This is a genomic window from Shewanella sp. SR43-4, from assembly GCF_014163845.1.
Taxonomy (GTDB): Bacteria; Pseudomonadota; Gammaproteobacteria; order Enterobacterales; family Shewanellaceae; genus Shewanella; species Shewanella vesiculosa.
This window is the reverse complement of the sequence record NZ_JACJEB010000008.1, coordinates 106,556-126,709: the sequence shown is the minus strand read 5'-3', so window position 1 is coordinate 126,709 and position 20,154 is coordinate 106,556. Positions and strand designations below refer to the sequence as shown.

Here is a 20,154-nt window from a genome sequence, read left to right as displayed (position 1 = left end):
GCTGTTACTCCATTTGTTGTCGCAGCTAAAACAGCACCTAACTTACTGCCGCCACCATTTATCTGATTAGTACCGATTGCTGTAGAAGCTGTATTTTTCAAAGTTACTGATATTGTTTCATTGGCATTCGCGCCAACCTGAAAAGATTTAGAACCATAAGAACCGTCTAGTAACTTTTGATTACCAAATGAAGTTGTTTCAGCAATGCGAGTTAATTCCGTTTGTAATGCACTTAATTCTTTTTGCATTGACGCGCGGTCATCTGAAGAATTTGAACCGTTAGCAGCCTGCAATGACAAGTCACGCATACGTTGTAAAATATTGGTTGACTCGCCCATTGCACCTTCAGCCGTTTGCGCAATCGAAATACCGTCGTTTGCATTACGCATCGCGACACCGATACCGTTAATTTGGCTGGTCATACGGTTTGAAATTTGTAAACCGGCCGCATCGTCTTTGGCACTATTAATGCGCAGCCCTGATGATAGGCGCTCCATTGACATAGAAAGTTTGCTGTTAGCGCCATTTAAACTATTTTGCGCTTTCATTGATGTGACGTTGGTATTAACTGAAATAGCCATATGTAAAATTCCTCTTCTTAGTTGAACGCCAAGACTCGGAGCTTGGCTAAACGGTTAATCATTAAACTGTTTAATGTGTGGTGAAACGTGTCTTTTTATAAGAGCGTTTATCAGAGCCTTTGTTATACAAACCAAAATAAGTGCTTAGAAAACCCCTTACAAAAGACCTTATAACGAACTAAATTTACAACTTGTTATATATAGTCAAACAAACTGGTCGAACTGACTTTACTGAACAAACTCGATGCAGCGTTGAGTGCGAGTTGCTGCTTTTCGAATTCGGTAATGGCCGAAGCCAAATCTAAATCTTCTAACTTTGATAATGCCGAGGTGTTAATCAACTTTTCATCAGTATGATTGTCGCTATACTGCTGCAGCACTTTTAGGCTGTTGCCGGTTAAGCTACGTTGCTGACTCATTTGATTGACGCCACTATCAATGTTATTCAAGAGCTGTGCCAACTCTGATCGTCCAGCAGGTGTTTGTGCATCGTTGCCGCTTTCAAATAATGCGATAGCCTTACTGAAAGTATTGAATATACTGACTTGTGCGACTTCGTTGATGGTGAAACTATCGCCAGCTTGGGGCTCGCCATCTAATTTAACGTCGATGCCATTAACGCTAACCGGCAGCGATGCATCAAAAGGCGCAACAGTTCTGACAAGGTTTGCCGTACTGTCACGCACCTCTAAATTCATCACGCCAGTACCGTCATCAACAAAATTAAAGCTATAGGTATCAGGTGTATAGGTTAATGGAACAGTGATTTTGGCGCTAGTTACGACAAAATCACCTTGTTGAGTTGACGAATAATTGACGCCATAATCGCCCATGGCATTGGGCGCGTTCATAAAGGCGGCATCGCCTGGAGTATTGGTATTAACTTGGACTCCTTGGGCAATATTACTTTTACGAATGCCGGCATCACCGCTGTAAACCACATCACCATTATTATCAAACGCAAATGGTGCGCTGTTGGTTTTATTGCCAGCAAAAATATAATTGCCTGATTCGTCTTTGGTGTTGGCAATGGACATTAATTGTTCAAGACTTTGACGCATGTCATCGGCAATCACTTGCCGCTCGGCGGAAGTCATGCTGCCGTTAATGCCGCGAAGCATTGACTCTTTCATGCTGCCAGCCAAGGTATCTGCTTGGCCTAACTGACTTTCGGCTTGTTGAATGTGACTAGTGGCGTAATCGATGTTTTTTACAAATTGGTCCACCAAAGCATTTTTTTGCTTTAAGTTATCAATACCAATAGCCGCAACTGGGTCATCACCTGCTGTATTGACTTTTTTGCCGCTAGAAATTTGCGCCATTATGGTGTTGGTGGCAGATTGCTTTTCTAATATGCTATTAGTGTTTTGCTGAAAAATCTGTCCGGTAGAAATTCTCATGATGTATCTCCTAGCGAACCGAGCTTAATAGAGTGTCGAAAATGGTTTGTGCAGTTGTCATTATTCTGGCGGAGGCTTGATAAGATTGTTGAAAGCGCAATAAGTTTGCTGCTTCTTCATCAAGGTTGACACCAGATTCACTTTGCACACGGTTACTGGCTTGTTGATATATTGCCGTTGCCGAGCCCACTCGCACTTCAGCAGACTTAGTTTGGCTACCAATATCCAATTTAGTATTTTCAAATACGCTGTTTAAGGTACCCGTGCCGTTATTCATCAATTTAGCATCAGACAATTTAGCCATTTCAACTGCATTACTGTTGTCGCCTTCAGCAAATGACAAATCAAACGTAAATGTATCGGTAACACCAGCAGTGGATTGATCGTCAATTTCGAAACTAAAACCAAAACCCGTATTAATTTGTGGTGGAGTAAATGCGGTTGGGCCACCAACGCTCGTGCCAGCGGCATTAAAAACTTCAAAAGTTTTTGTAGCGGTATTGGTATTAACTCGAACCGACAGTTCACTTCCTGTAACCGGGAAGTTAGCGTCGGCACGATTAATGGCATTCACTTTTACCGCTAACTCACCAGAGTTGGTTGTATTTGGCGTAATTTGAGGCCCAGCAGCAGCAATACCTTTGGGATCGGTCATCACCACTTTTAAGCCTGCAGCGGCACCAGCGGTTGGGCGGATTTCAAATTTATCACCATCCGCTACGGCACCACTGGCAATATTAATGCTAAAACCTGCACCACCGGTAAGTTGACTACCCGATACTGTTAATGTGGTTTGCTCTCCAGTTTTAGTATCTTTTAATTGGTAACCATCTGCGATGGTATAGCTCAACTCGTAGCTGCCACCTGATAATGCACCCACATCATCAATATTGACCGACATTGCTGCTGTACCAGTATTGGTAGAATTATTTGCTGCACGGCCTGAAGCCATTAATGGATCGTTAATATCACGAAAGATATCGCTACCGACGTTACCGTTTAAGTCAAAACCTTTGGATTGCATTTCGTTAAAGGTGTCTGCAATACCTAAGGCTAATTGGCCAAGCTCAGTGCTAGCCGGTAATAAAGTGTCATCTCTAAATGAAAATAATGCGCCAAGTTGACCGCCCAATTTAGACGGATCAATGTTAAGGGTTTTATCGCCAATAGAAGCATTAATGCGCGGTTCATTTGGATATGGATCGCCTGGGCTCATGCCAATTGACATCGACACTTCACCTGACACCAACATCACTGAACCGCCCAGCATAATTGATTTTGCGCCAGTATCTAATGGAATAACATTCACCTGAGCATACTGGCTGAGCTCTAAAATGAGTGCGTCTTGCTTGTCCAGCACTTGGCTGTCATCGCCTTGAGATTTCATCAATTCTAAATTGATGCTGCCTAATTCTTTGCTTATCTCATTTATACGAGTGGTAACGGATTCAATTTGGCTATTGGTTTGCTTTACCTGACCATCAAGTTGCGACTGCATTTGATTTAGACCAGCAGCTAACTGCTCTGCAGAGCTGAGACTACTGCCGCGAATACCTAAATCGGTCGGTAAATCGGCTACATTATTGATGCTAGCAAAAAAATTGTTCAAATTTTCTGGCATTATTTTGCCAATTTGAGAATAAATCTGGTCTAACTCACTCAACTTACTGTAAGAGGTTTCAGCCGCACTCATGCTGGTTTGACCTATGCGTAACTCACGCGCGGCAAATTCGTTATAAACACGCTTAACATCGGACACATAAGTGCCGGTGCCATAAAAATTATTGCCTAAGCGTTGTGATTCTAATGATGACTGAGTAGCAACTTGCCTGTTGTAACCAGCAGTATTTGCATTGGCAATGTTATTACTGGTGACACCTAATTGCGCTTGAGATGCTTGAACGCCTGTGCGAGCGATATTGAGTAAGTCAATCGACATTATTTAGTCTCCACAGGTAATACAGATTTAAGGCCTTCTTTTACCGACTTCATCACATTGATAACTTTATTGGCATATTGAGGGTCGGTAGCGTAGCCTGCTTTTTGCAGTGCTTTAATAAATTGAGTCGGCTCTGCGGCAACTTTACGCGCATCTTGATAACGATCACCTTGGCTAATAAACGACACAAAATCGTTAAAGCTCTGTTCAAGGTTGTCATACATTCTGAAATCCGCTTTTTGTTGCACCGCTATGCCCTTTTCAAATTCCAAAGTATTGACAGAGGTTTTGTCACCCTGCCAACGTTTATCAGCTTTGATATTAAATAAGTTATTACTCATAGTGCCGTCGTTACGACGTACCACTTTTTGGCCCCAACCGGTTTCGAGTGCTGATTGAGCGATTAATACTTCAGCTGAGGTACCCAAGGATTTAGCCGCTTTTTCAGCGTGGGGATACAACACCGAAATAAAATGTTCTGGACTGGTAAATTGACTTACCGCAATACCTTTGCTTTTTGCCATAGGGGTATCAACTGGCGGCAAACTTTTGCCCATTTGTAACGCTTGGCTGGTTAATTGCTCGCCGCGTAACACACTGTCTAATTGATCACCAGATAACACCCGAGAAAGCTTGGCAGACATAGGTTGCATAGACTGCGCATGATCAATAACTGAATGCGATGCCGCTATTTGATCTTTTGGTGCTATAGCATCTAAGGTGTCTTTATCTAACTCTGTTGCTGGCGCAACAAACATACTCGGGTTTACTTTGTAGTCGCTATTACCGCGTAATACTGATGCCGGAGTAATAGGGCTATTTTCTGGGTCTAATTGCTGTACCATCATTTCAGCCAGCCCTAGCATGCCTTTATTGGATAAATCGACAGACATTTGTTGATCACGCATTTGTTCAAAAAATGCTGTTGTTTCACTGTTCATTGGATTGTCTGACTTAAACGCGGCATTGGCATCTCGCATGCTTTTCATGAGCATTTGAATAAAGATCCCTTCAAATTGCTTAGCCGCTTCTTTAAGTGCCCCCTTCTCGTCTTTCTGGGCTTGGACACGAAGTGAATCTAGTCCTCCTAGATCCAGAAAGTTCGATGAAGCTGACAACTTTTCCATAGTCATTCCGACAATATTTAGATGATGATAAGTTCACCATGCAAAGCGCCTGCCATTTTTAACGCTTCGAGTATGGCAAGAACATCTGATGGTGCTGCGCCCACTAGATTCACGGCTCTGACAAGCTCATCAAGAGTGGTGCCTGGATTAAACATGAACATACGACGATCTTTTTCTGACACATCAATCGTACTGTTGGTGGTAACAACCGTATTACCACCCGCTAAGGGGTTGGGTTGTGATACTTGCGTAGCTTCGGCAATAGTCACGGTTAATCCACCGTGGGTCACAGCCGCAGGCAGTAACTTGACATTTTGACCAACCACAATGGTGCCAGTACGTGAGTTAACAATGACTTTGGCTGACTCTTCAGCCGGAATAACCTCAATGTTTTCTAATGTCGATAAAAACGATACCCGCTGTGATGCGTCGCGCGGTGCACTGACTTGAATAGAAGTCGCATCAATAGCTTTTGCCATGTCTGGGCCAAGTAAATCGTTAATCGCATCGGCAGTACGTTTGGCGGTAGAAAAATCTGAGCGACGTAAATTAAATGTCAGGTAATCACCACTAGCAAACGGACTGATCACACTGCGTTCAACAATGGCGCCACTTGGAATACGACCAACCGTTGGCGTATTTTGAATCACCATAGAGCCATCAAGCCCTTCGGCACTAAAGCCACTCACAATTAAGCTGCCCTGAGCAATGGCATACACATTGCCGTCAACCCCTTTTAAGAAAGTTTGTAATAAGGTGCCACCACGTAAACTTTTTGCCTCGCCTAAACTAGACACGGTAATGTCAAGATTTTGACCCGGCTTAATAAAGGCCGGCATTTCAGCGTGTACAGCAACAACGGCTACGTTCTTTGAATTTGGTCGAACTGATTCAGGTAAATTAATGCCAAAGTTTTTTAGCATGGTTCTAAATGTTTGTTCGGTATATCGGGTTTTCTCCCCGGTACCAGGCAAACCAACAACTAAGCCATAACCCACTAGTTGGTTACTTCGTACTCCCTGAATACTGGCGATATCTTTAATCCGCTCTGCATTTGCAGAAGCGCTGAGCATTAATATCGACGCTACAAGCGACACGATCAATTTAGTTTTCATGCATTACTCCTTAGAAAGGCCACCAGTCACTCATAAAGAATGAACTCAGCCAACCGACTTTTTGGGAGTCAGCAAACGTACCGGTACCGCTATACTGAAAACGAGCGTTAGCCACTCGTGTAGAATCAATTGTATTATCTGGGTTGATGTCTTCACTGCGGATCATGCCAGTGACGCGAATAAACTCATCACCGTTATTGATCGAAATCCATTTTTCACCACGGATAACTAAATTGCCGTTGCTAAGTACTTGAATGATGTTGGCTGAAATACTGCCATCTAAACTGTTTGATTGATCGGCATCTGATTCTCGCTTGGTATTCATGCTGTCGTTATAACCAAGATCGAGCGGGATACCACTTATAGACACATTTTTGCCACCAGCATAAATAGGCTCGACGGTTAAGTCAGTGCCTTTTTTGATTTGGTTATAGGCACTTTTTTTCGCTTGGGTTGATTCTTTTAAGGTCACAGTGATGATGTCACCGACCCGATGCGCACGAATATCGGAATACAAGCTTGATGCCTGGCTATCAAGATAAATAGATCCCGTTGGCACCACTTGCGTTGGTACAGTATCTGGGTATACCGGCGCATAAAATGGATCATCAGCAATCGGTTTCTTGGGCGTAGAACTGCACCCAGCCAATAACAATACTGACGCTAACGCAATGTATTTAATCATGTTAGCTCCTTAGAGATTCTGATTAATATAAGACAGCATCTGATCAACCGCCGAGATAACTTTGGAGTTCATCTCGTAAATACGTTGACCTTGAATAAGGTTAACCAATTCTTCTGTCACATTAACGTTAGAGGTTTCCAATGCGCCTTGGCGGATAGAACCTAAACCGTCTTGTGATGCAGTACCTTGAATAGGCGTGCCACTCGCACCTGTTTCGGTGTATAAGTTTTGCCCTAATGGATCTAAACCAGCAGGGTTAATAAAATCGGTCATGGTTAACTGGCCAATAATCTGACTGGCAGCTGTACCTGGGGTTTGCACTGACACTTCACCCGAGGCCGACACCGTAATACTGGTGGAGTTTTCTGGAATAGTGATAGGCGGTTGAACCACATAACCAGAACCTGGTGTGACGATTTGGCCGGTATCATCTAAGCTGAACTGGCCGTTACGAGTGTAGGCTGCTGTACCATCTGGCATTTGCACCTCAAAAAAGCCCGAACCTTCAATCATTAAATCTAATGAGTTATCTGTGGTCAGCATGTTGCCTTGGGTAAACATTTTTTGCGTGGCAACCACTTTAGTACCCGCACCAATGTTTAAACCATTAGGTAACTTGCTATTGTCTGAGCTAATGCCACCAGCTTGGTTAACCGTTTGATAAAGAAGGTCTTCAAATACTGCACGACTTTTCTTAAATCCCACGGTACTGGCGTTAGCCACGTTATTTGAAATAACCGCAATATTGGTTTGTTGGGCGTCGACACCGGTTTTACTTATCCATAACGCTGGATGCATAATAATTACTCCTAACTAATTCTCATCAAGGAAGTGGACGCTCGATCAATCTCTTCAGCGTTCTTCATCATTTTGACTTGCATTTCGTATTGACGTTGAATATCAATCATGGCGACCATTTCATGCACAGAATTAACATTACTGCCTTCGACCGCACCACTTTCAACTTGAACCCCTGGGTCGTTTGGCGCATTGCCACCGGCAATAAGACGAAATAAACCATCTTCACCGCGCATAAGGTTTTCGTTACCAGGATTAACTAACTTAATCCTTCCGACCTCTTCTATTACCTCTGCGGTTGCCCCTTGAGGGCGTACAGAAATAATACCGTTGGCCGAAATCTCTATTTTTTCAACTGGAATGGGTAACACAATGGGACCTGAAGCGCCCATAACGGGACGATCACGGCTATTTAATAACAAGCCGGTACTGTCAATTTTTAGACTACCAGCGCGGGTATATGCCTCGGAACCATCAGCCGCCTGCACAGCAAGCCAGCCATCTCCTTTAACCGCAATATCAAGATCGCGACCAGTAGTTTTAACGGGGCCGCTATTAAAGTTACTGCCTGGGCTTTCCATCATCGAAAATACCCGTGTAGGCAAACCTTCACCAAATGCCTGCATTGAACGGGCTTGGACCATGTCAGCTTTAAATCCATCAGTATTCGCGTTAGCAAGATTGTTCGCACTCACTGCTAGGGCATTCATCCCTTGCTTTGCGCCGCTCATGGCAATATAAAGAAATTTGTCCATTTTTTGCTCCGTCAAACTTTCTGCAAAAACACTATATACACAGAATAAGCAAGCATCATGCCAACGATTTTTAAGTGAGAGGATTGAGATGTAACTGTATGAATCAGTTAATCAATAAAATTAATGGGTAGCGCATGAGTGTCAAAAAAGCTTCTATCGACACGAGGGGTGTAATAACGGGGACAAGTAACGAGGTGGAAAAGGCAAGGTGTTGCCGTAAACGGCAACACCTATATAGCCTAAGGATCATTTAGCGGATCTGTAATATCGTTTGGTTCAAGGTATTGTTAACTTCAAGCGTACGTGAGTTAGCTTGGAAGTTACGCTGAGCTGAGATTAAATCGACCAGCTCAGTGGTTAAATCAACGTTTGACTGTTCAAGTGCAGAAGAGCGAATACTACCAAATGTACCACTATTTGCCTCACCAGCTAATGCCGCGCCGGAACCTAAACTGGCTTTCCAAGACGTATTACCCACCTGAGTAAGACCTTGCTCATTAGCAAAACGTACTAATGCCACCCGCGCTAACGGCACAGTTGAACCATTACTATAACTAGCGGTAATCAGACCGTCAGACCCAATACCAACATTGGTTAATCGCCCTACGGTAATACCATCTTGAGTCAATTCAGTGACTTCAAATGGAGAAGCATACTGAGTTGGATTATTAAATTTTATCGTAAGTGTTTGAGTGCCGTCGGCTCCAGGGCCCAAAGCACCTGCACCGCCAGAACCTAATGCTTCAGTGGTAATGTTAGCCGGATCACTGCCAGTATAAGCACCTACAGAGTTAAATTTAAGCACAGCTCCTGACCAGACGCCACCTAATCCATCGGGATTAGCAGCAGATGCTGTACCCGTCGCATCAGCAGTGCCATCACCATTGGTATCTGTTGAATAAGTACCAGCGCCAGCCGCAACATCAACGGGGTCGCCATCAACTGCATAAAAGGCAACCCAATTACTTTCACCTGTAAATGAACCATTGGTCGGTTTAATAAAATAAGTGGTCATAATGTGCGATTCACCTAATGAATCGTAAATCGTCACCGAGGTAGAATTATTAAACGTATCAGAATCAGCAGGATTAAAATTAGCTGGGTCTAATGCGGTTTCCCCCACATTAAGGTTCATTTGCAAACCAACATTTCCGGTTTGCACAGGGCTACCCGCAGTGTCTGGGATCTTAATCGGTTGAGTTGTGGTTAAACTCACAGAAGTCGAGTTACCATCTTCATCAACAGGGAAACCTTGTAAAAAGTTACCCGCTGAATCGACCATATAGTTGGCCGAGTCAACTTTAAATGCCCCTGCACGGGTATATGACTGATCTTGCGACCCTAACTCAGACGACGTAACAAAGAAACCACCGCCACTGATCGCCATATCCAGTGAATTACTGGTAAATTGCAAACTACCTTGATGAAATTGCTGTGCCACTTGAGTGGTGGTTGCTCCACCACCGACAGCAGTTTTACTGTTCGAAAAAATAGAATTTGCGTACACATCAGCAAACTCAGCTCGTGACTCTTTGAAACCAATAGTATTCACGTTAGCGATATTATTCGCGGTTGTATTTAAGTCTTTTTGCGCGGCAGCAATACCACTCAGTGCAATGTTAAATGACATAGTTCACCTCTCACAATTAATTCATTTATCAATAAAGCCAATAATTCAATACAGGCCTTACTATGTTTCAGATACTGCGAGTACGTCAGATAACTTAATTCCGCCTACTCCACGCAAATTCAAAATGGCCCCAGTCGCCGCTGTGCCCAATGACACACTTGTCACATGTGCATAAGTTGATACCGCTAAATCTTCTGCGGTGCCATCAACTTTACCGCTGGCCTTTATCGAGTAATTACCCGCTTTAACGGGTTGGCCATCCTTACCTAAGCCATCCCATGTCACATCAACATTGCCGCCTTTACTGCCATCAACATTAAAACTCTTGATCAGCTGCCCCGACTCATCTTCAATTTTCACCGTAATCGTTTCAATTGCAGATGGCGTACTGATCACGCCTTTAATCTCAGGGCTTTCAGTAGAAATTGCCCCGGTATCAGAAGGGATAAGCACTTTTCGACCCACTAAGCCTGATGCTTGTAACGCTTGGCTAGAACTCATTACCGTATTGAGGTTAAGGATCTCATCATTCAAATTTGAAATACCATCAACCGTCGAAAACGATGCCATTTGGGCAATCATTTGATCATTATCAACCGGTTTAAAAGGATCTTGCATAGACAACTGTTGACTGAGTAAAGCAAAAAAATCTTCTTGCTTTAACATCTGATCTTTTGATTCAGGGATCGCACTTTCTTCAGGTAATCGAATTCCGTCAAGGAAAGGGTTCCCAGTAGTAGTGCTGGTTGTATTTGTCTGTACAGAACTTTTCGTGGTAGCACTTGTATTTGATGTGCTACTGGATTGTTGCGGTAAAGACTGACTGTAAGAATTAACGAGGCTCATTGTTACCTCCTTGAATAATCATACTATTTACCCATCCTTAACGTCTGTTGCAACATAGACTTAGTTGCATCAGCCACCTGAACGTTCATTTGATAAGAGCGTGATGCAGAAATCATATCGGCCATTTCTTCCATCACATTGACATTCGGTTTATAAATAAAACCATCACCATCAGCCATTGGATGATCTGGCGAGTATTCTTTTATTAATGGTTTATCACTTTCAACAATGCCTTTGACGTTAACACCCGGCGAACTATTTTGCTGGCTATTAGCTTTAAGCATTTCAGCCTCAAAAATGGGATGACGTGCTCGATAAGTTTTATCAACACTGCTTGATACAGAATCCGCATTGGCAATATTACTGGCAGTGGTATTCAAACGCACTGACTGCGCAGACATACCAGATCCAGACACATTGAAAATATTAAATAAACTCATGATTAATCACCCCGCAAAGCTTTACGCATGCCATTAAACTTACCTTCAAGGAAGCCTAATGACATTTGATATTCGAGCGCATTTTGCATAAATGCTGATTGTTCTTTCTGCGTATCAACAGTATTACCGTCACCTGTATCGGCTTGATTTGGAACACGATATTGGACATGTTGTTGACTTAACGCTGTTAAATCGAAATGTTTTTCTGTGGTTTGACTCATGCTCAAACCCTTCTGATGTGAGCTTGCTGCTTGCATAGCAGAAGCAAAATTAACATCTCGAGCTTTATAATGAGGAGTATTGGCATTGGCGATGTTACTTGAAATCACTTCAGCTCTTTGAGCTCGTACGCCCAAAGAATATTGGTGAACACCTAATGCATTATCGAAATTAATCGCCATAAAATTGCCTCCATCAGCTAACTGATAGATATAAAGCAAAGGTTATGCCAACAATTTTTATAATGGGAGAATAAAATAAAAAAACTAACATGCCGACGAGCGTCGGCATGCGGTGAAACTAATTAACTGTTTTGGCTAGGTTTTTTTCTGGTAATAGATACCTGGATTACAGCGAACCATATTAAACTCTTCGGTTAACCCCGCAAGAGATTCTGACGCACCTAAGAATAAGATACCTTTAGGATTAAGTGCGGCAGCAAATTGCCGCAAAATGGTAGCCTTTGCCTCTGGCGCAAAATAAATCAATACATTACGGCAAAAAATGATATCGAACTTGCCTAATAAGCTATAACTTTCAAGTAGGTTGTGTGCTCTGAAGTTCACTAAACGTTTTACGTTATCTTTCACTTTCATATTGCCAGACGGTAAAGCATCAAAAAACTGACGTTTACGCTCTTCAGACAAACCACGAGCCAGAGCTAAACCATCATATTCAGCATTCTTACAACGCTCTAACATAGAAGGTGATAAATCTGTTGCCTGAATTGTCACGCCGCCAGGTAAAGCACCAGGTTTACGCTGTTGATATTCCAACACTGTCATAGCTAAAGAGTAAGGTTCTTGCCCAGATGAGCAAGCAGCAGACCATATTTTTAATGGTCGGCCCAACTTGCTGTATTCAGGCAATAAAGAATTACTCAGCAACTCAAATGGATAACGGTCTCGAAACCATAAGGTTTCGTTAGTAGTCATCGCATCTATCACTTCAGCGCGTAATTGACGCTCTATCGGTTTCATCGACTTTTTAACCACCTCAGATAGAGAAGGCAAATTATGCTTTCCCATCAGTGGCGCTAAGCGGCTACGAACTAAATACTGTTTGTTCTCACCTAACACAATACCGCTATGCTGCTCTAAAAACAGCCTAAATTGATTGTACTCTGCTTCAGCAAGTGATTTATCTGTCACATTATCTTCCTAATATGTTTGCCGATGAGCCGACCGAACGTTCAATATTATTCAATTCTAAACAATTATAAACTCAAATGTTTGTTAACCGCTGCGGCTAATTCATCGGGGTTAAACTTAGCAATAAAATCGTTAGCCCCAACTTTTTGTACCATCGCTTGGTTAAACACACCACTTAACGATGTGTGCAGTACGACTTTTATATTCTTTAACTTTGGATTATCACGAATTTCTGCTGTTAGAGTGTAGCCATCCATTTCAGGCATTTCAATATCAGAAATAATCAACGGAATTTCCACTGATACATCATCCATTTCTTTGGCAATATTTTTCAACATCTCTAACGCTTCTCTACCATCTTTGGCAGTATCGATTTGCAGATTTAAAGACTCTAACGAACGAATAATCTGTTTACGTGCCACTGCAGAATCATCAATAACCATAATATGATAATGCTGTTCTCTATCAATCGTTAAAGTTTCGTTGAGTTCTTGACTGATCGAAGTCTTAACCGGTGAAATTTCATCAAGAATTTTTTCAACATCCAAAATCTCAACCAACTCGCCTTCTATCTCTGTCACTGCGGTTAAATATGAAGAACGACCAGAACCTTGTGGAGGCGGCATAATTGCCTCCCAATTCATGTTGATAATACGTTCAACAGAACTCACTAAAAAGCCTTGAATGCTTCGGTTGTATTCGGAAATGATAATAAAGCAATTTTCAGTTGATGTCAGTGGACGACCACCCGTTGCAGCACTTAAATCGATAACAGAAATCGTTGCGCCACGAATATGAGCAACACCTTTAACATAACGATTTAATTTCGGTAAGGTTGTCAGTGGTGGGCATTGTAAAACCTCTTTCACTTTGAACACGTTAATCCCAAACCGTTGGCGGCCGTTAAGCCTAAATAATAGTAACTCGAGTCTGTTTTGCCCGACAAGCTGAGTACGTTTATTGACTGAATCTAAAATGCTCGACATAACACGACCTTGTAGTTAACTGTCACCCAAAAGGATAAAAATTGTTCATTAAAATTATAGTAAACCCAGGTTCAACACAATACGTTAGCTGATTACGTCTAGCTCATTTATCGCTAAAGACCTACCAACCTTGAGTGTAAACCATCAACAACCCAGCGAATACTTATCTATTCATTAAATTAAAAAAGTGGGCATACAACTTGCTTTAATTTGTATTAATTAACTCACACACTGTGAGCTGACACTTTTTTGACGGAGACATAATGAAATTATTATGTCATCGGTACATATTTTTTAGCTTATTGTGTATGCAGAGATAGCCCGCATATTTTCCGTTTTTAAAAGTATAGGTGTATTCTGGCAAAACAAGCTAGTATCTTCATTATGAAAGTATTTTTTTTATGTTTATTATGTTCAATAACATTTTTTTTGCCAGCATTTGCCAGCGAAGAGATAATAACACCCTCACTATCGACCATTTATGACTTAGCTAAAGAGACGATAGAAAAAAAAATCGAAGCAGACTCAAAAGCTAAGGTCGAAATCACCCCACAAAACCTTGAAGGTCGTGTCAATCCTCCGCGGTGCTATCCACCGATAACGGCTGAGCTTGCCAGTGAACGAGCGATTAGTCGCAATAATATGGTAAAACTGAGCTGTAATAGTCCAGACTATGACTACCCATGGCAGATGTATCTCTCAGTTCGAGTTGAAATTCAATACCCCGTTGTCGCGGCAAACCAGATACTGTCACCAGACCAAATTATTGACCAACAACATTTACACATTATGTATATTGATCAATATAGTCTAAAAGGCCAATTTTTTTCAGATATCAACTCATTAATTGGTTCAAGAGTAAAACGTCGGGTTGCGAAAGACTCACCAGTCTTAAGTAATAACCTGTGTTTTGTTTGCAAAGGAGACACGATTTCTATTTATGCTAAAACCGCTAATATTGAAATTAAAACCCTTGGTGAAGCTTTACGGGACGGTAATCTCAATGACGTTATCAGAGTAAAAAATAGTAATACGAGCAAACAATTTGATGCAGTTGTAATTGGCATTGGCGAAGTTGAAGTAAGAATGTAAAATAGAGTTAAAGTTTTTTCCTGGACTGCCGATAGCCTGTTTGGAAAACCTGATAATTACGCTGGAGCCTCCCATGGCAATTGACATTAAGCATAACACTGCTACTAATACACAACTGCGCACTGCACGTGAAACGCAGTCTAATACCAAATCTGATACTGCTGCTGTGGCGCAAAAAACAGCGACTCCAGTTAAAACTGATTCGGTTAGCATTACCTCTCAAGCTCAACAGCTTCAGGGCGCGCAAACTAAAATGGCATCATTGCCTGAAGTAGACCAAAAAAAGGTCGCTGAAATTAAACTCGCTATCTCTGAAGGACGATATAAAGTCGACCCAGAAAAACTTGCGGCTAATATTGCTAGTTTTGAAGCAGAGCTAGGCAGTCTATCATTTGACAAAGAGTAACCGTTAAACGTTACTCTTTAATTTGCTTTAACAACACTAGAATAATAGGTGCGCATTTGCATCATAGAGAAGTGTTAGTTAAAAAAACAAGAGTAACTTATGACACAAGTAAACGTACAATCCTCAGGACAATCCATCGATCCGCAAAACAAGCAATTACTCACAGAACTGCATACTTTGCTTGATACGCAAAATCAGACGTTAGTTCAACTAAAACAGCTGATTTCAGCAGAGAAAGCTGCGTTAGAAAAGCAAGACGCCGATCAATTATTGGCACTTTCCAAAGATAAAACCCAGTGTTTATTCAATATGAAAACCACTGACGAAAAACTGGCTAATCATCCACACCACACGCTGATCACTACAGATGTTGAACTGGCACAAAAAGTAGCTCAAGCAAAATCGATACTCGCTGAGTGCAAAGACATCAATAGCCAAAATGCCAGTTTAATTGAGCTCAATATCGCCAGCCTCAATAGATTCGCACAAGCATTACAAGCTAGCCGCAACGCTTCAAGCTTGACCTACAATGACAAAGGCAAAACGTCGACCATTTCAACGCTAGGGAATGACTTTTCAGCCTAGCGTTAAAATCTTGGTAGCAAGCCATACGAGCGATGACACGCGATAACAAACCAAGTGCCACCTTGAGCGCAGTGCTCGCTTGTTATCGTTTCTTCCTAGCAGGAGATTTATTGAGCGAGCATGGCCCCAAGTAAACTTTGTTGCGCAGGATGTTCACCTAACCAAATCTTAAGTAATGCCTGACGAAATGCTTCACCAGCAATATCCCCCTGAGCCTTGCCATTTTTAATGCTGCTGACGCCCTTGCCTTTTTGAGTCACAAAAGTGAATCGATCACCTTCAACAATCTCGTCAGCAAACAACTGGGTAAAATGTTCAATATCTTTGGCGATAGAATGAGTGTCTCCGTCGGTAGCAGCATCAAAACCGTCAGTAATTGCATCACGCATTTTATCTGAGGTAATCATTCCAGAGGTAATGGTTAACTGTATAACCGCAATCGGCTGCGCCAATACATCATCTAAGGTTTGCACTTTTGTCGGTAAATACAAACTGCCCACATATAAGTCAATAAAAAACTTGCTGCGCACTCCTGCGCCATTCAATATTAATGGTTGCTCAGCAACCGTCATTTGCTCAACCACATCAATATCGCCAATCACTTTAGCGTGCGCGAATGACGGCAGCATCAACACTAAACTCATACCCATTAAAGCTAATAACTTCATATAAACTCTCTAAAAAAACGCCACAAAAATAACCACAGAAAGAATAAAAAGTGGTTTTATGCCTGGCAATATATACCGCAACCAAATCACATACTAAAACTCAGCGATTAACCGTTAATAGCTTATTTGCCGAGTATTGCACTTCGAGGTTGCATTAGGGGTTAACCACGAACACCTAACTTAAATTGGCCATTCTGATTAAACATCAACGCTTGCTTGTGCTTAGGTGAAATTAAAATTGGACCATCATCGAAAAACAAGAAGCACTTCCAATTGCGCACAAAGACATCCCAACGCGTTTCAATGATTTGGTACTTTTCATAACAAAAATACACCACCACATCATCAGGCCATTGAATATGTGTACTAACAGCTTCAGGCATAGCGTTGTCCAGAGAGTCCCACGCCGATTGCCAATGTTCTGTTGCCGTCCATGCGTCTTGCTTTATTGGCCAATCGCCTTTCTCAAATAATTCCGCCCGACTGCTCTTATTGCTTATCCACTTATCCCACACTTCCATGGCACTTTTATCGGTCAGTGGTTTAATCAAAGCCTTATCATCATCTGATACAGGCAAATCTTTATGGTTAAAAATCCACTTACGCTTATAAAGATCAAACGGAATATATGAATGTGACAAACAACTGCTCCTAGCAATAAAAAATGAAGCACAATTATAGCGCTAAAGCCGATCAGACTGCGATAGTGATAAACACAAATGATGAGATGATTTGTTAAAAAGATTAATGCTGTAGTTAAAAATATTGATACGAGTAAATATCTTAATTCTGGTAAGGGACAATGAAATAAATCAGATGATGAGAAAAGACAGAGAATGAGCATAGGAGTAGTTTATATGGTCTCCCCACAGGTGAGTTTGGTTGACTTTAACCAAAGTTAACCAAAATTAACTAAATGTTATTTATCAACATCTTAAATCGATAATTACATTTTTGACATTAACCAAAATTACTGTAAATTAGTCAAAATAGATTCCAGAGGCGGCACATAGGCGGCACAACTTTTGAGGCTAAGTGATTATGGATAAAGAATTTACTTTCAATAAACGCTGTTTTGAACAGCTAAAAAGTGCCCCAAAACGCTATAGAATTGCCGATTTAGACCAAAGAGAGTCAGTAAAAGGCCTAATTTTAGAAGTTATGCCATCAGGCAAAAAGTATTTTCGCTTTAGACGCAAGCACTTAGGAAAAGACGTTGCCGTCACTATTGGCCTCTTCCCCAATTTGACCATTGAGCAGGCACGCAAGCAGGCTAAATTAATCGCGGTAGACATTTCCCAAGGTATTAACCCCAACGAATCTAAACGGCAAGCCAAAGAAGCAATAGCCCTTGAAGATGCCCTATCCATTTCAGTTCAACAATTATTTGACGCCTATGTTGCCGAGTTCAGCATTAAGATTAAGTCAGGTGAACGCCGTCAAAAATCATTGGATGATGTTCACTCTATTTGGAACAAACATATCAAACCGCGCATTGGTCATTTAAGAGTTGAAAGCATTTCTAAGACGGATGCTGACAATTTCATTAAACTGATTATCACTAAAAATTCAGCCGCGATTAGAAACAAGTGCCTGACCTTGCTCAAGTCGATGTTCAACGACCAGCCAGTTAATCCATTTGTGCATATCAAAAAACTAGCAGGCACAAAGCGAGAACGTATTTTAGCCGAGCATGAAGTTAAGCGACTGCTAGAAGCCTTAGAGTTAGAGCTACCTATTTACCGTGATGTGGTGATGATGCTGCTATTAACAGGCCAGCGAAAAAGCTGCGTGTTCAGTATGGAATGGCGCGAGATAGATCATCAGCGTGGTATCTGGCTTATCCCTACCAGCAAAATGAAAGTTAAAAAGCCCCATGCTGTACCACTCACTAAAGAAGCGATGGATATTCTTACCAGACGCAGCCAAGAAGCAGCTAAAGGTGAACGCTTTGTATTCCCGAGTGAGCGCAGTCAATCAGGCCATATTATCGAAAAGGCAGGTAAAGGCAGCTTCTGGCATCGCATTACAGAACGTGCAGAGCTTCGCGGTACTGAAAAAGGTGATAACGTTACCATTCACGATTTAAGGCGAACCATAGCAAGTTGGAGCGTCATGCGAGGTGGTAACATTCAAACAACGAGTAAACTATTAGGACATAGCGATATCAGCATTACAGCCAGCACTTATGCTCATTTAGATATTGAACATGTTAGGCAAGAGCTAGGTATCACTACTGCTCATTTACTGGGGACTTTTCAGCATGAATCGAAAGTGGATAGATTGGCTAAGGAAATAGAACAGCTCTCCACGGAGGAAAGAAGAGAGCTGCTAGATAGATTATATTGAATTAAAATTTTTTATAAAATGTTAATTTGCAGCATTAACATGTTGTTTAACAAGATGATGTTGGGAAAACGATCGCGAGATACTGTGCGAGAATAGTTGATAATGCTTGTTGTTTACCTTGAGGGGTTTTCGCCAACGCCTTAGTTTTTTCAATATAATCTTCAAGAAGTTGTTTACCTGTCAACTTAGCAGCTTTATCCATACAAAAATATATAGGCTCATCATTTTTTAGAACTAACCTGTTTACTGTTAAGTACCCAATAGAGAGAGCCTGATAAGCATGAAAAAATATAAAAATGCAAGCATCTTGATTAGATTGCTCTGGAAGTGAACATAATTTAATGAAACCTGCATGTGTAAGTGTTCCATCGGACAATTGCTCTCCTGGTTGCGGTGTGGCTGCACTGACAGAAGTGATGCAAAGCGTTACTGTTAATAGTATTGAAAGTACTATTGCACTTATTTTCATTTAAGTTACTCCTAGGTTTGTTTGCAATAACTTAAATGAAAAGGTGTATCCTTTTAGTGACTAACGTCTTGTTTTTTAATTTATTTTCGATATTTTGTTAATGACATTGCGTTTAGAGTTCACCAGTAATCAACTTCGAAACTACATCTAATTCCATTTAATATTCCTAATTAGTTTATTGCACGTAATTAAAACAATCCTGATATTTTTTAAAAGAAGCCATTGCATTAGCAATAATCAGCGGGTTCTGAGTCTGATGAGACCAAAAGTACCCTGCGACTCCGCTGAGTTGGTTAGAATTTTTAAGGACATTTTCCAACAGTATGACTGGGTAGCCCTGTTTCTTACGGCTGATGACATGTATGCCACCATGGATATAAGAACTGAGAGACCTGTATGAGTTTTCTTTGAATTCAAGTAGCGGTTGAAGTGCATTTTGTGGGGCTTTGCCTTCCATCGCTTTCATCATTTCACCAACCATAGGTATTGAATTAGCCGCTTGAGCAGACTCGTTTGTGAGCTCTGAAAGTAATTTATCCACCATAATGTCCGATGCAGCGAAAATGAGCCAATGCGCTCTGACTAAAGCCTCATATTGGAGCCTTAACAGACCTAATGCTGATGTAAAGGCATTAGCGTGCATTAGAATTTTAATACTCAAAGCATGCTCCATAACAACTGCGCAGAGAACACGAGCACCTTCAGTTCGTTTCGATTTTTGTGCTTCAGGATTTGCTAGCAGTCCATTAACAAAGTTTTCGAACTCAGCAGAACGAGAGAGAAGCTGATCCATGCTTAACCTAATTATTCATAAATGATTCGTTCAAGTTTACTAAATATTAATTACAGGAGCTACGAGTATTGTTAGGTGATAGCAATATGATAACCACATCTTTCAAAATTTATAGAAAGT

Annotated in this window: 21 protein-coding genes and 1 pseudogene; 4 read left to right on the top strand and 18 right to left on the bottom strand. The window is 41.5% G+C overall.

All coding sequences use genetic code 11. From position 1 onward, the window contains the following. The 14 genes and pseudogenes from H5123_RS20645 to H5123_RS11060 form a co-directional block, all read right to left on the bottom strand. A pseudogene (locus tag H5123_RS20645) lies at window positions 1-581 on the bottom strand (flagellin); the annotation flags it as partial. A gap of 194 nt (window positions 582-775) precedes the next feature. Further along, window positions 776-1,981: a flagellar hook-associated protein FlgL gene (gene flgL, locus H5123_RS11120; RefSeq protein ID WP_182698006.1), complete on the bottom strand. Its 1,206-nt coding sequence runs from the start codon at window positions 1,979-1,981 to the stop codon at window positions 776-778. A 10-nt stretch (window positions 1,982-1,991) separates the two neighbouring features. Beyond that, window positions 1,992-3,920 carry a flagellar hook-associated protein FlgK gene (gene flgK / locus H5123_RS11115; RefSeq protein ID WP_182698005.1) on the bottom strand — a complete coding sequence of 643 codons (1,929 nt, stop codon included), beginning with the start codon at window positions 3,918-3,920 and terminating at the stop codon, window positions 1,992-1,994. Then, on the bottom strand, window positions 3,920-5,047 hold the full coding sequence (flgJ, locus tag H5123_RS11110; RefSeq protein ID WP_182698004.1) for a flagellar assembly peptidoglycan hydrolase FlgJ: 1,128 nt from the start codon (window positions 5,045-5,047) through the stop codon (window positions 3,920-3,922). Before flgJ ends, flgK begins: the two co-directional genes overlap by 1 nt. 17 nt (window positions 5,048-5,064) lie before the next feature. Further along, entirely contained in the window at window positions 5,065-6,162 is a 1,098-nt protein-coding gene (locus H5123_RS11105; protein WP_124016913.1) for a flagellar basal body P-ring protein FlgI, read from the bottom strand. A gap of 10 nt (window positions 6,163-6,172) precedes the next feature. Then, entirely contained in the window at window positions 6,173-6,847 is a 675-nt protein-coding gene (flgH, locus tag H5123_RS11100; protein WP_182698003.1) for a flagellar basal body L-ring protein FlgH, read from the bottom strand. Window positions 6,848-6,856: 9 nt separating this feature from the next. Beyond that, window positions 6,857-7,645, bottom strand: a complete 789-nt coding sequence (gene flgG, locus H5123_RS11095) for a flagellar basal-body rod protein FlgG (protein WP_124016911.1) — start codon at window positions 7,643-7,645, stop codon at window positions 6,857-6,859. Between the two features lie 11 nt (window positions 7,646-7,656). Continuing rightward, a complete protein-coding gene (flgF, locus tag H5123_RS11090; RefSeq protein WP_182698002.1) occupies window positions 7,657-8,400 on the bottom strand; it encodes a flagellar basal-body rod protein FlgF in 744 nt (247 codons plus the stop codon). A 250-nt stretch (window positions 8,401-8,650) separates the two neighbouring features. Beyond that, window positions 8,651-10,030 carry a flagellar hook protein FlgE gene (gene flgE, locus H5123_RS11085; protein WP_182698001.1) on the bottom strand — a complete coding sequence of 460 codons (1,380 nt, stop codon included), beginning with the start codon at window positions 10,028-10,030 and terminating at the stop codon, window positions 8,651-8,653. Between the two features lie 60 nt (window positions 10,031-10,090). Continuing rightward, window positions 10,091-10,876: a flagellar hook assembly protein FlgD gene (gene flgD, locus H5123_RS11080; protein ID WP_182698000.1), complete on the bottom strand. Its 786-nt coding sequence runs from the start codon at window positions 10,874-10,876 to the stop codon at window positions 10,091-10,093. A 23-nt stretch (window positions 10,877-10,899) separates the two neighbouring features. Continuing rightward, entirely contained in the window at window positions 10,900-11,316 is a 417-nt protein-coding gene (flgC, locus tag H5123_RS11075; protein ID WP_124016907.1) for a flagellar basal body rod protein FlgC, read from the bottom strand. 2 nt (window positions 11,317-11,318) lie between these two features. Beyond that, complete coding sequence (flgB, locus tag H5123_RS11070; protein WP_124016906.1) at window positions 11,319-11,717, bottom strand: flagellar basal body rod protein FlgB; 399 nt, start codon at window positions 11,715-11,717, stop codon at window positions 11,319-11,321. A gap of 135 nt (window positions 11,718-11,852) precedes the next feature. Beyond that, window positions 11,853-12,686, bottom strand: a complete 834-nt coding sequence (locus H5123_RS11065) for a protein-glutamate O-methyltransferase CheR (protein ID WP_124016905.1) — start codon at window positions 12,684-12,686, stop codon at window positions 11,853-11,855. Window positions 12,687-12,751: 65 nt separating this feature from the next. Next, entirely contained in the window at window positions 12,752-13,672 is a 921-nt protein-coding gene (locus H5123_RS11060) for a chemotaxis protein CheV (protein ID WP_124016904.1), read from the bottom strand. Between the two features lie 384 nt (window positions 13,673-14,056). On the opposite strand from H5123_RS11060, the gene flgA reads away from it, so the two are divergent. The 3 genes from flgA to H5123_RS11045 all read left to right on the top strand — a co-directional run bounded on the left by flgA (window position 14,057) and on the right by H5123_RS11045 (window position 15,755). Then, a complete protein-coding gene (flgA, locus tag H5123_RS11055) occupies window positions 14,057-14,764 on the top strand; it encodes a flagellar basal body P-ring formation chaperone FlgA (protein ID WP_182697999.1) in 708 nt (235 codons plus the stop codon). Window positions 14,765-14,837: 73 nt separating this feature from the next. Further along, on the top strand, window positions 14,838-15,170 hold the full coding sequence (gene flgM / locus H5123_RS11050) for a flagellar biosynthesis anti-sigma factor FlgM (protein ID WP_182697998.1): 333 nt from the start codon (window positions 14,838-14,840) through the stop codon (window positions 15,168-15,170). Between the two features lie 99 nt (window positions 15,171-15,269). Next, entirely contained in the window at window positions 15,270-15,755 is a 486-nt protein-coding gene (locus tag H5123_RS11045; protein ID WP_182697997.1) for a flagella synthesis protein FlgN, read from the top strand. A 107-nt stretch (window positions 15,756-15,862) separates the two neighbouring features. Here H5123_RS11045 and H5123_RS11040 read toward each other — a convergent pair whose 3' ends face one another. Both H5123_RS11040 and H5123_RS11035 read right to left on the bottom strand, forming a co-directional pair. Then, a complete protein-coding gene (locus H5123_RS11040; RefSeq protein ID WP_182697996.1) occupies window positions 15,863-16,423 on the bottom strand; it encodes a chalcone isomerase family protein in 561 nt (186 codons plus the stop codon). Between the two features lie 161 nt (window positions 16,424-16,584). Next, window positions 16,585-17,064, bottom strand: coding sequence for a DUF2947 domain-containing protein (locus H5123_RS11035; RefSeq protein ID WP_182697995.1), 480 nt, complete (start codon window positions 17,062-17,064; stop codon window positions 16,585-16,587). Between the two features lie 400 nt (window positions 17,065-17,464). On the opposite strand from H5123_RS11035, the gene H5123_RS11030 reads away from it, so the two are divergent. Next, complete coding sequence (locus H5123_RS11030; RefSeq protein ID WP_182697994.1) at window positions 17,465-18,772, top strand: site-specific integrase; 1,308 nt, start codon at window positions 17,465-17,467, stop codon at window positions 18,770-18,772. Between the two features lie 46 nt (window positions 18,773-18,818). Here H5123_RS11030 and H5123_RS11025 read toward each other — a convergent pair whose 3' ends face one another. Further along, complete coding sequence (locus H5123_RS11025) at window positions 18,819-19,241, bottom strand: hypothetical protein (RefSeq protein WP_182697993.1); 423 nt, start codon at window positions 19,239-19,241, stop codon at window positions 18,819-18,821. 175 nt (window positions 19,242-19,416) lie between these two features. Continuing rightward, window positions 19,417-20,034 (bottom strand): DUF6988 family protein, encoded by a 618-nt coding sequence (locus tag H5123_RS11020; protein WP_182697992.1) that lies wholly within the window; start codon window positions 20,032-20,034, stop codon window positions 19,417-19,419. Between the last annotated feature and the right edge of the window lie 120 nt (window positions 20,035-20,154).

Bases quoted from the DNA above. Each gene is read 5' to 3' on its own strand.
- flgA (WP_182697999.1), top strand. From the start codon at position 14,057: ATGAAAGTATTTTTTTTATGTTTATTATGTTCAATAACATTTTTTTTG.
- H5123_RS11025 (WP_182697993.1), bottom strand. From the start codon at position 19,241: ATGAAAATAAGTGCAATAGTACTTTCAATACTATTAACAGTAACGCTT.
- H5123_RS11030 (WP_182697994.1), top strand. From the start codon at position 17,465: ATGGATAAAGAATTTACTTTCAATAAACGCTGTTTTGAACAGCTAAAA.
- H5123_RS11045 (WP_182697997.1), top strand. From the start codon at position 15,270: ATGACACAAGTAAACGTACAATCCTCAGGACAATCCATCGATCCGCAA.
- flgM (WP_182697998.1), top strand. From the start codon at position 14,838: ATGGCAATTGACATTAAGCATAACACTGCTACTAATACACAACTGCGC.
- flgG (WP_124016911.1), bottom strand. From the start codon at position 7,645: ATGCATCCAGCGTTATGGATAAGTAAAACCGGTGTCGACGCCCAACAA.
- H5123_RS11020 (WP_182697992.1), bottom strand. From the start codon at position 20,034: ATGGATCAGCTTCTCTCTCGTTCTGCTGAGTTCGAAAACTTTGTTAAT.
- H5123_RS11105 (WP_124016913.1), bottom strand. From the start codon at position 6,162: ATGAAAACTAAATTGATCGTGTCGCTTGTAGCGTCGATATTAATGCTC.
- H5123_RS11040 (WP_182697996.1), bottom strand. From the start codon at position 16,423: ATGAAGTTATTAGCTTTAATGGGTATGAGTTTAGTGTTGATGCTGCCG.
- H5123_RS11060 (WP_124016904.1), bottom strand. From the start codon at position 13,672: ATGTCGAGCATTTTAGATTCAGTCAATAAACGTACTCAGCTTGTCGGG.
- flgB (WP_124016906.1), bottom strand. From the start codon at position 11,717: ATGGCGATTAATTTCGATAATGCATTAGGTGTTCACCAATATTCTTTG.
- flgH (WP_182698003.1), bottom strand. From the start codon at position 6,847: ATGATTAAATACATTGCGTTAGCGTCAGTATTGTTATTGGCTGGGTGC.
- flgJ (WP_182698004.1), bottom strand. From the start codon at position 5,047: ATGGAAAAGTTGTCAGCTTCATCGAACTTTCTGGATCTAGGAGGACTA.
- flgE (WP_182698001.1), bottom strand. From the start codon at position 10,030: ATGTCATTTAACATTGCACTGAGTGGTATTGCTGCCGCGCAAAAAGAC.
- flgK (WP_182698005.1), bottom strand. From the start codon at position 3,920: ATGTCGATTGACTTACTCAATATCGCTCGCACAGGCGTTCAAGCATCT.
- flgD (WP_182698000.1), bottom strand. From the start codon at position 10,876: ATGAGCCTCGTTAATTCTTACAGTCAGTCTTTACCGCAACAATCCAGT.
- flgL (WP_182698006.1), bottom strand. From the start codon at position 1,981: ATGAGAATTTCTACCGGACAGATTTTTCAGCAAAACACTAATAGCATA.
- flgF (WP_182698002.1), bottom strand. From the start codon at position 8,400: ATGGACAAATTTCTTTATATTGCCATGAGCGGCGCAAAGCAAGGGATG.
- flgC (WP_124016907.1), bottom strand. From the start codon at position 11,316: ATGAGTTTATTTAATATTTTCAATGTGTCTGGATCTGGTATGTCTGCG.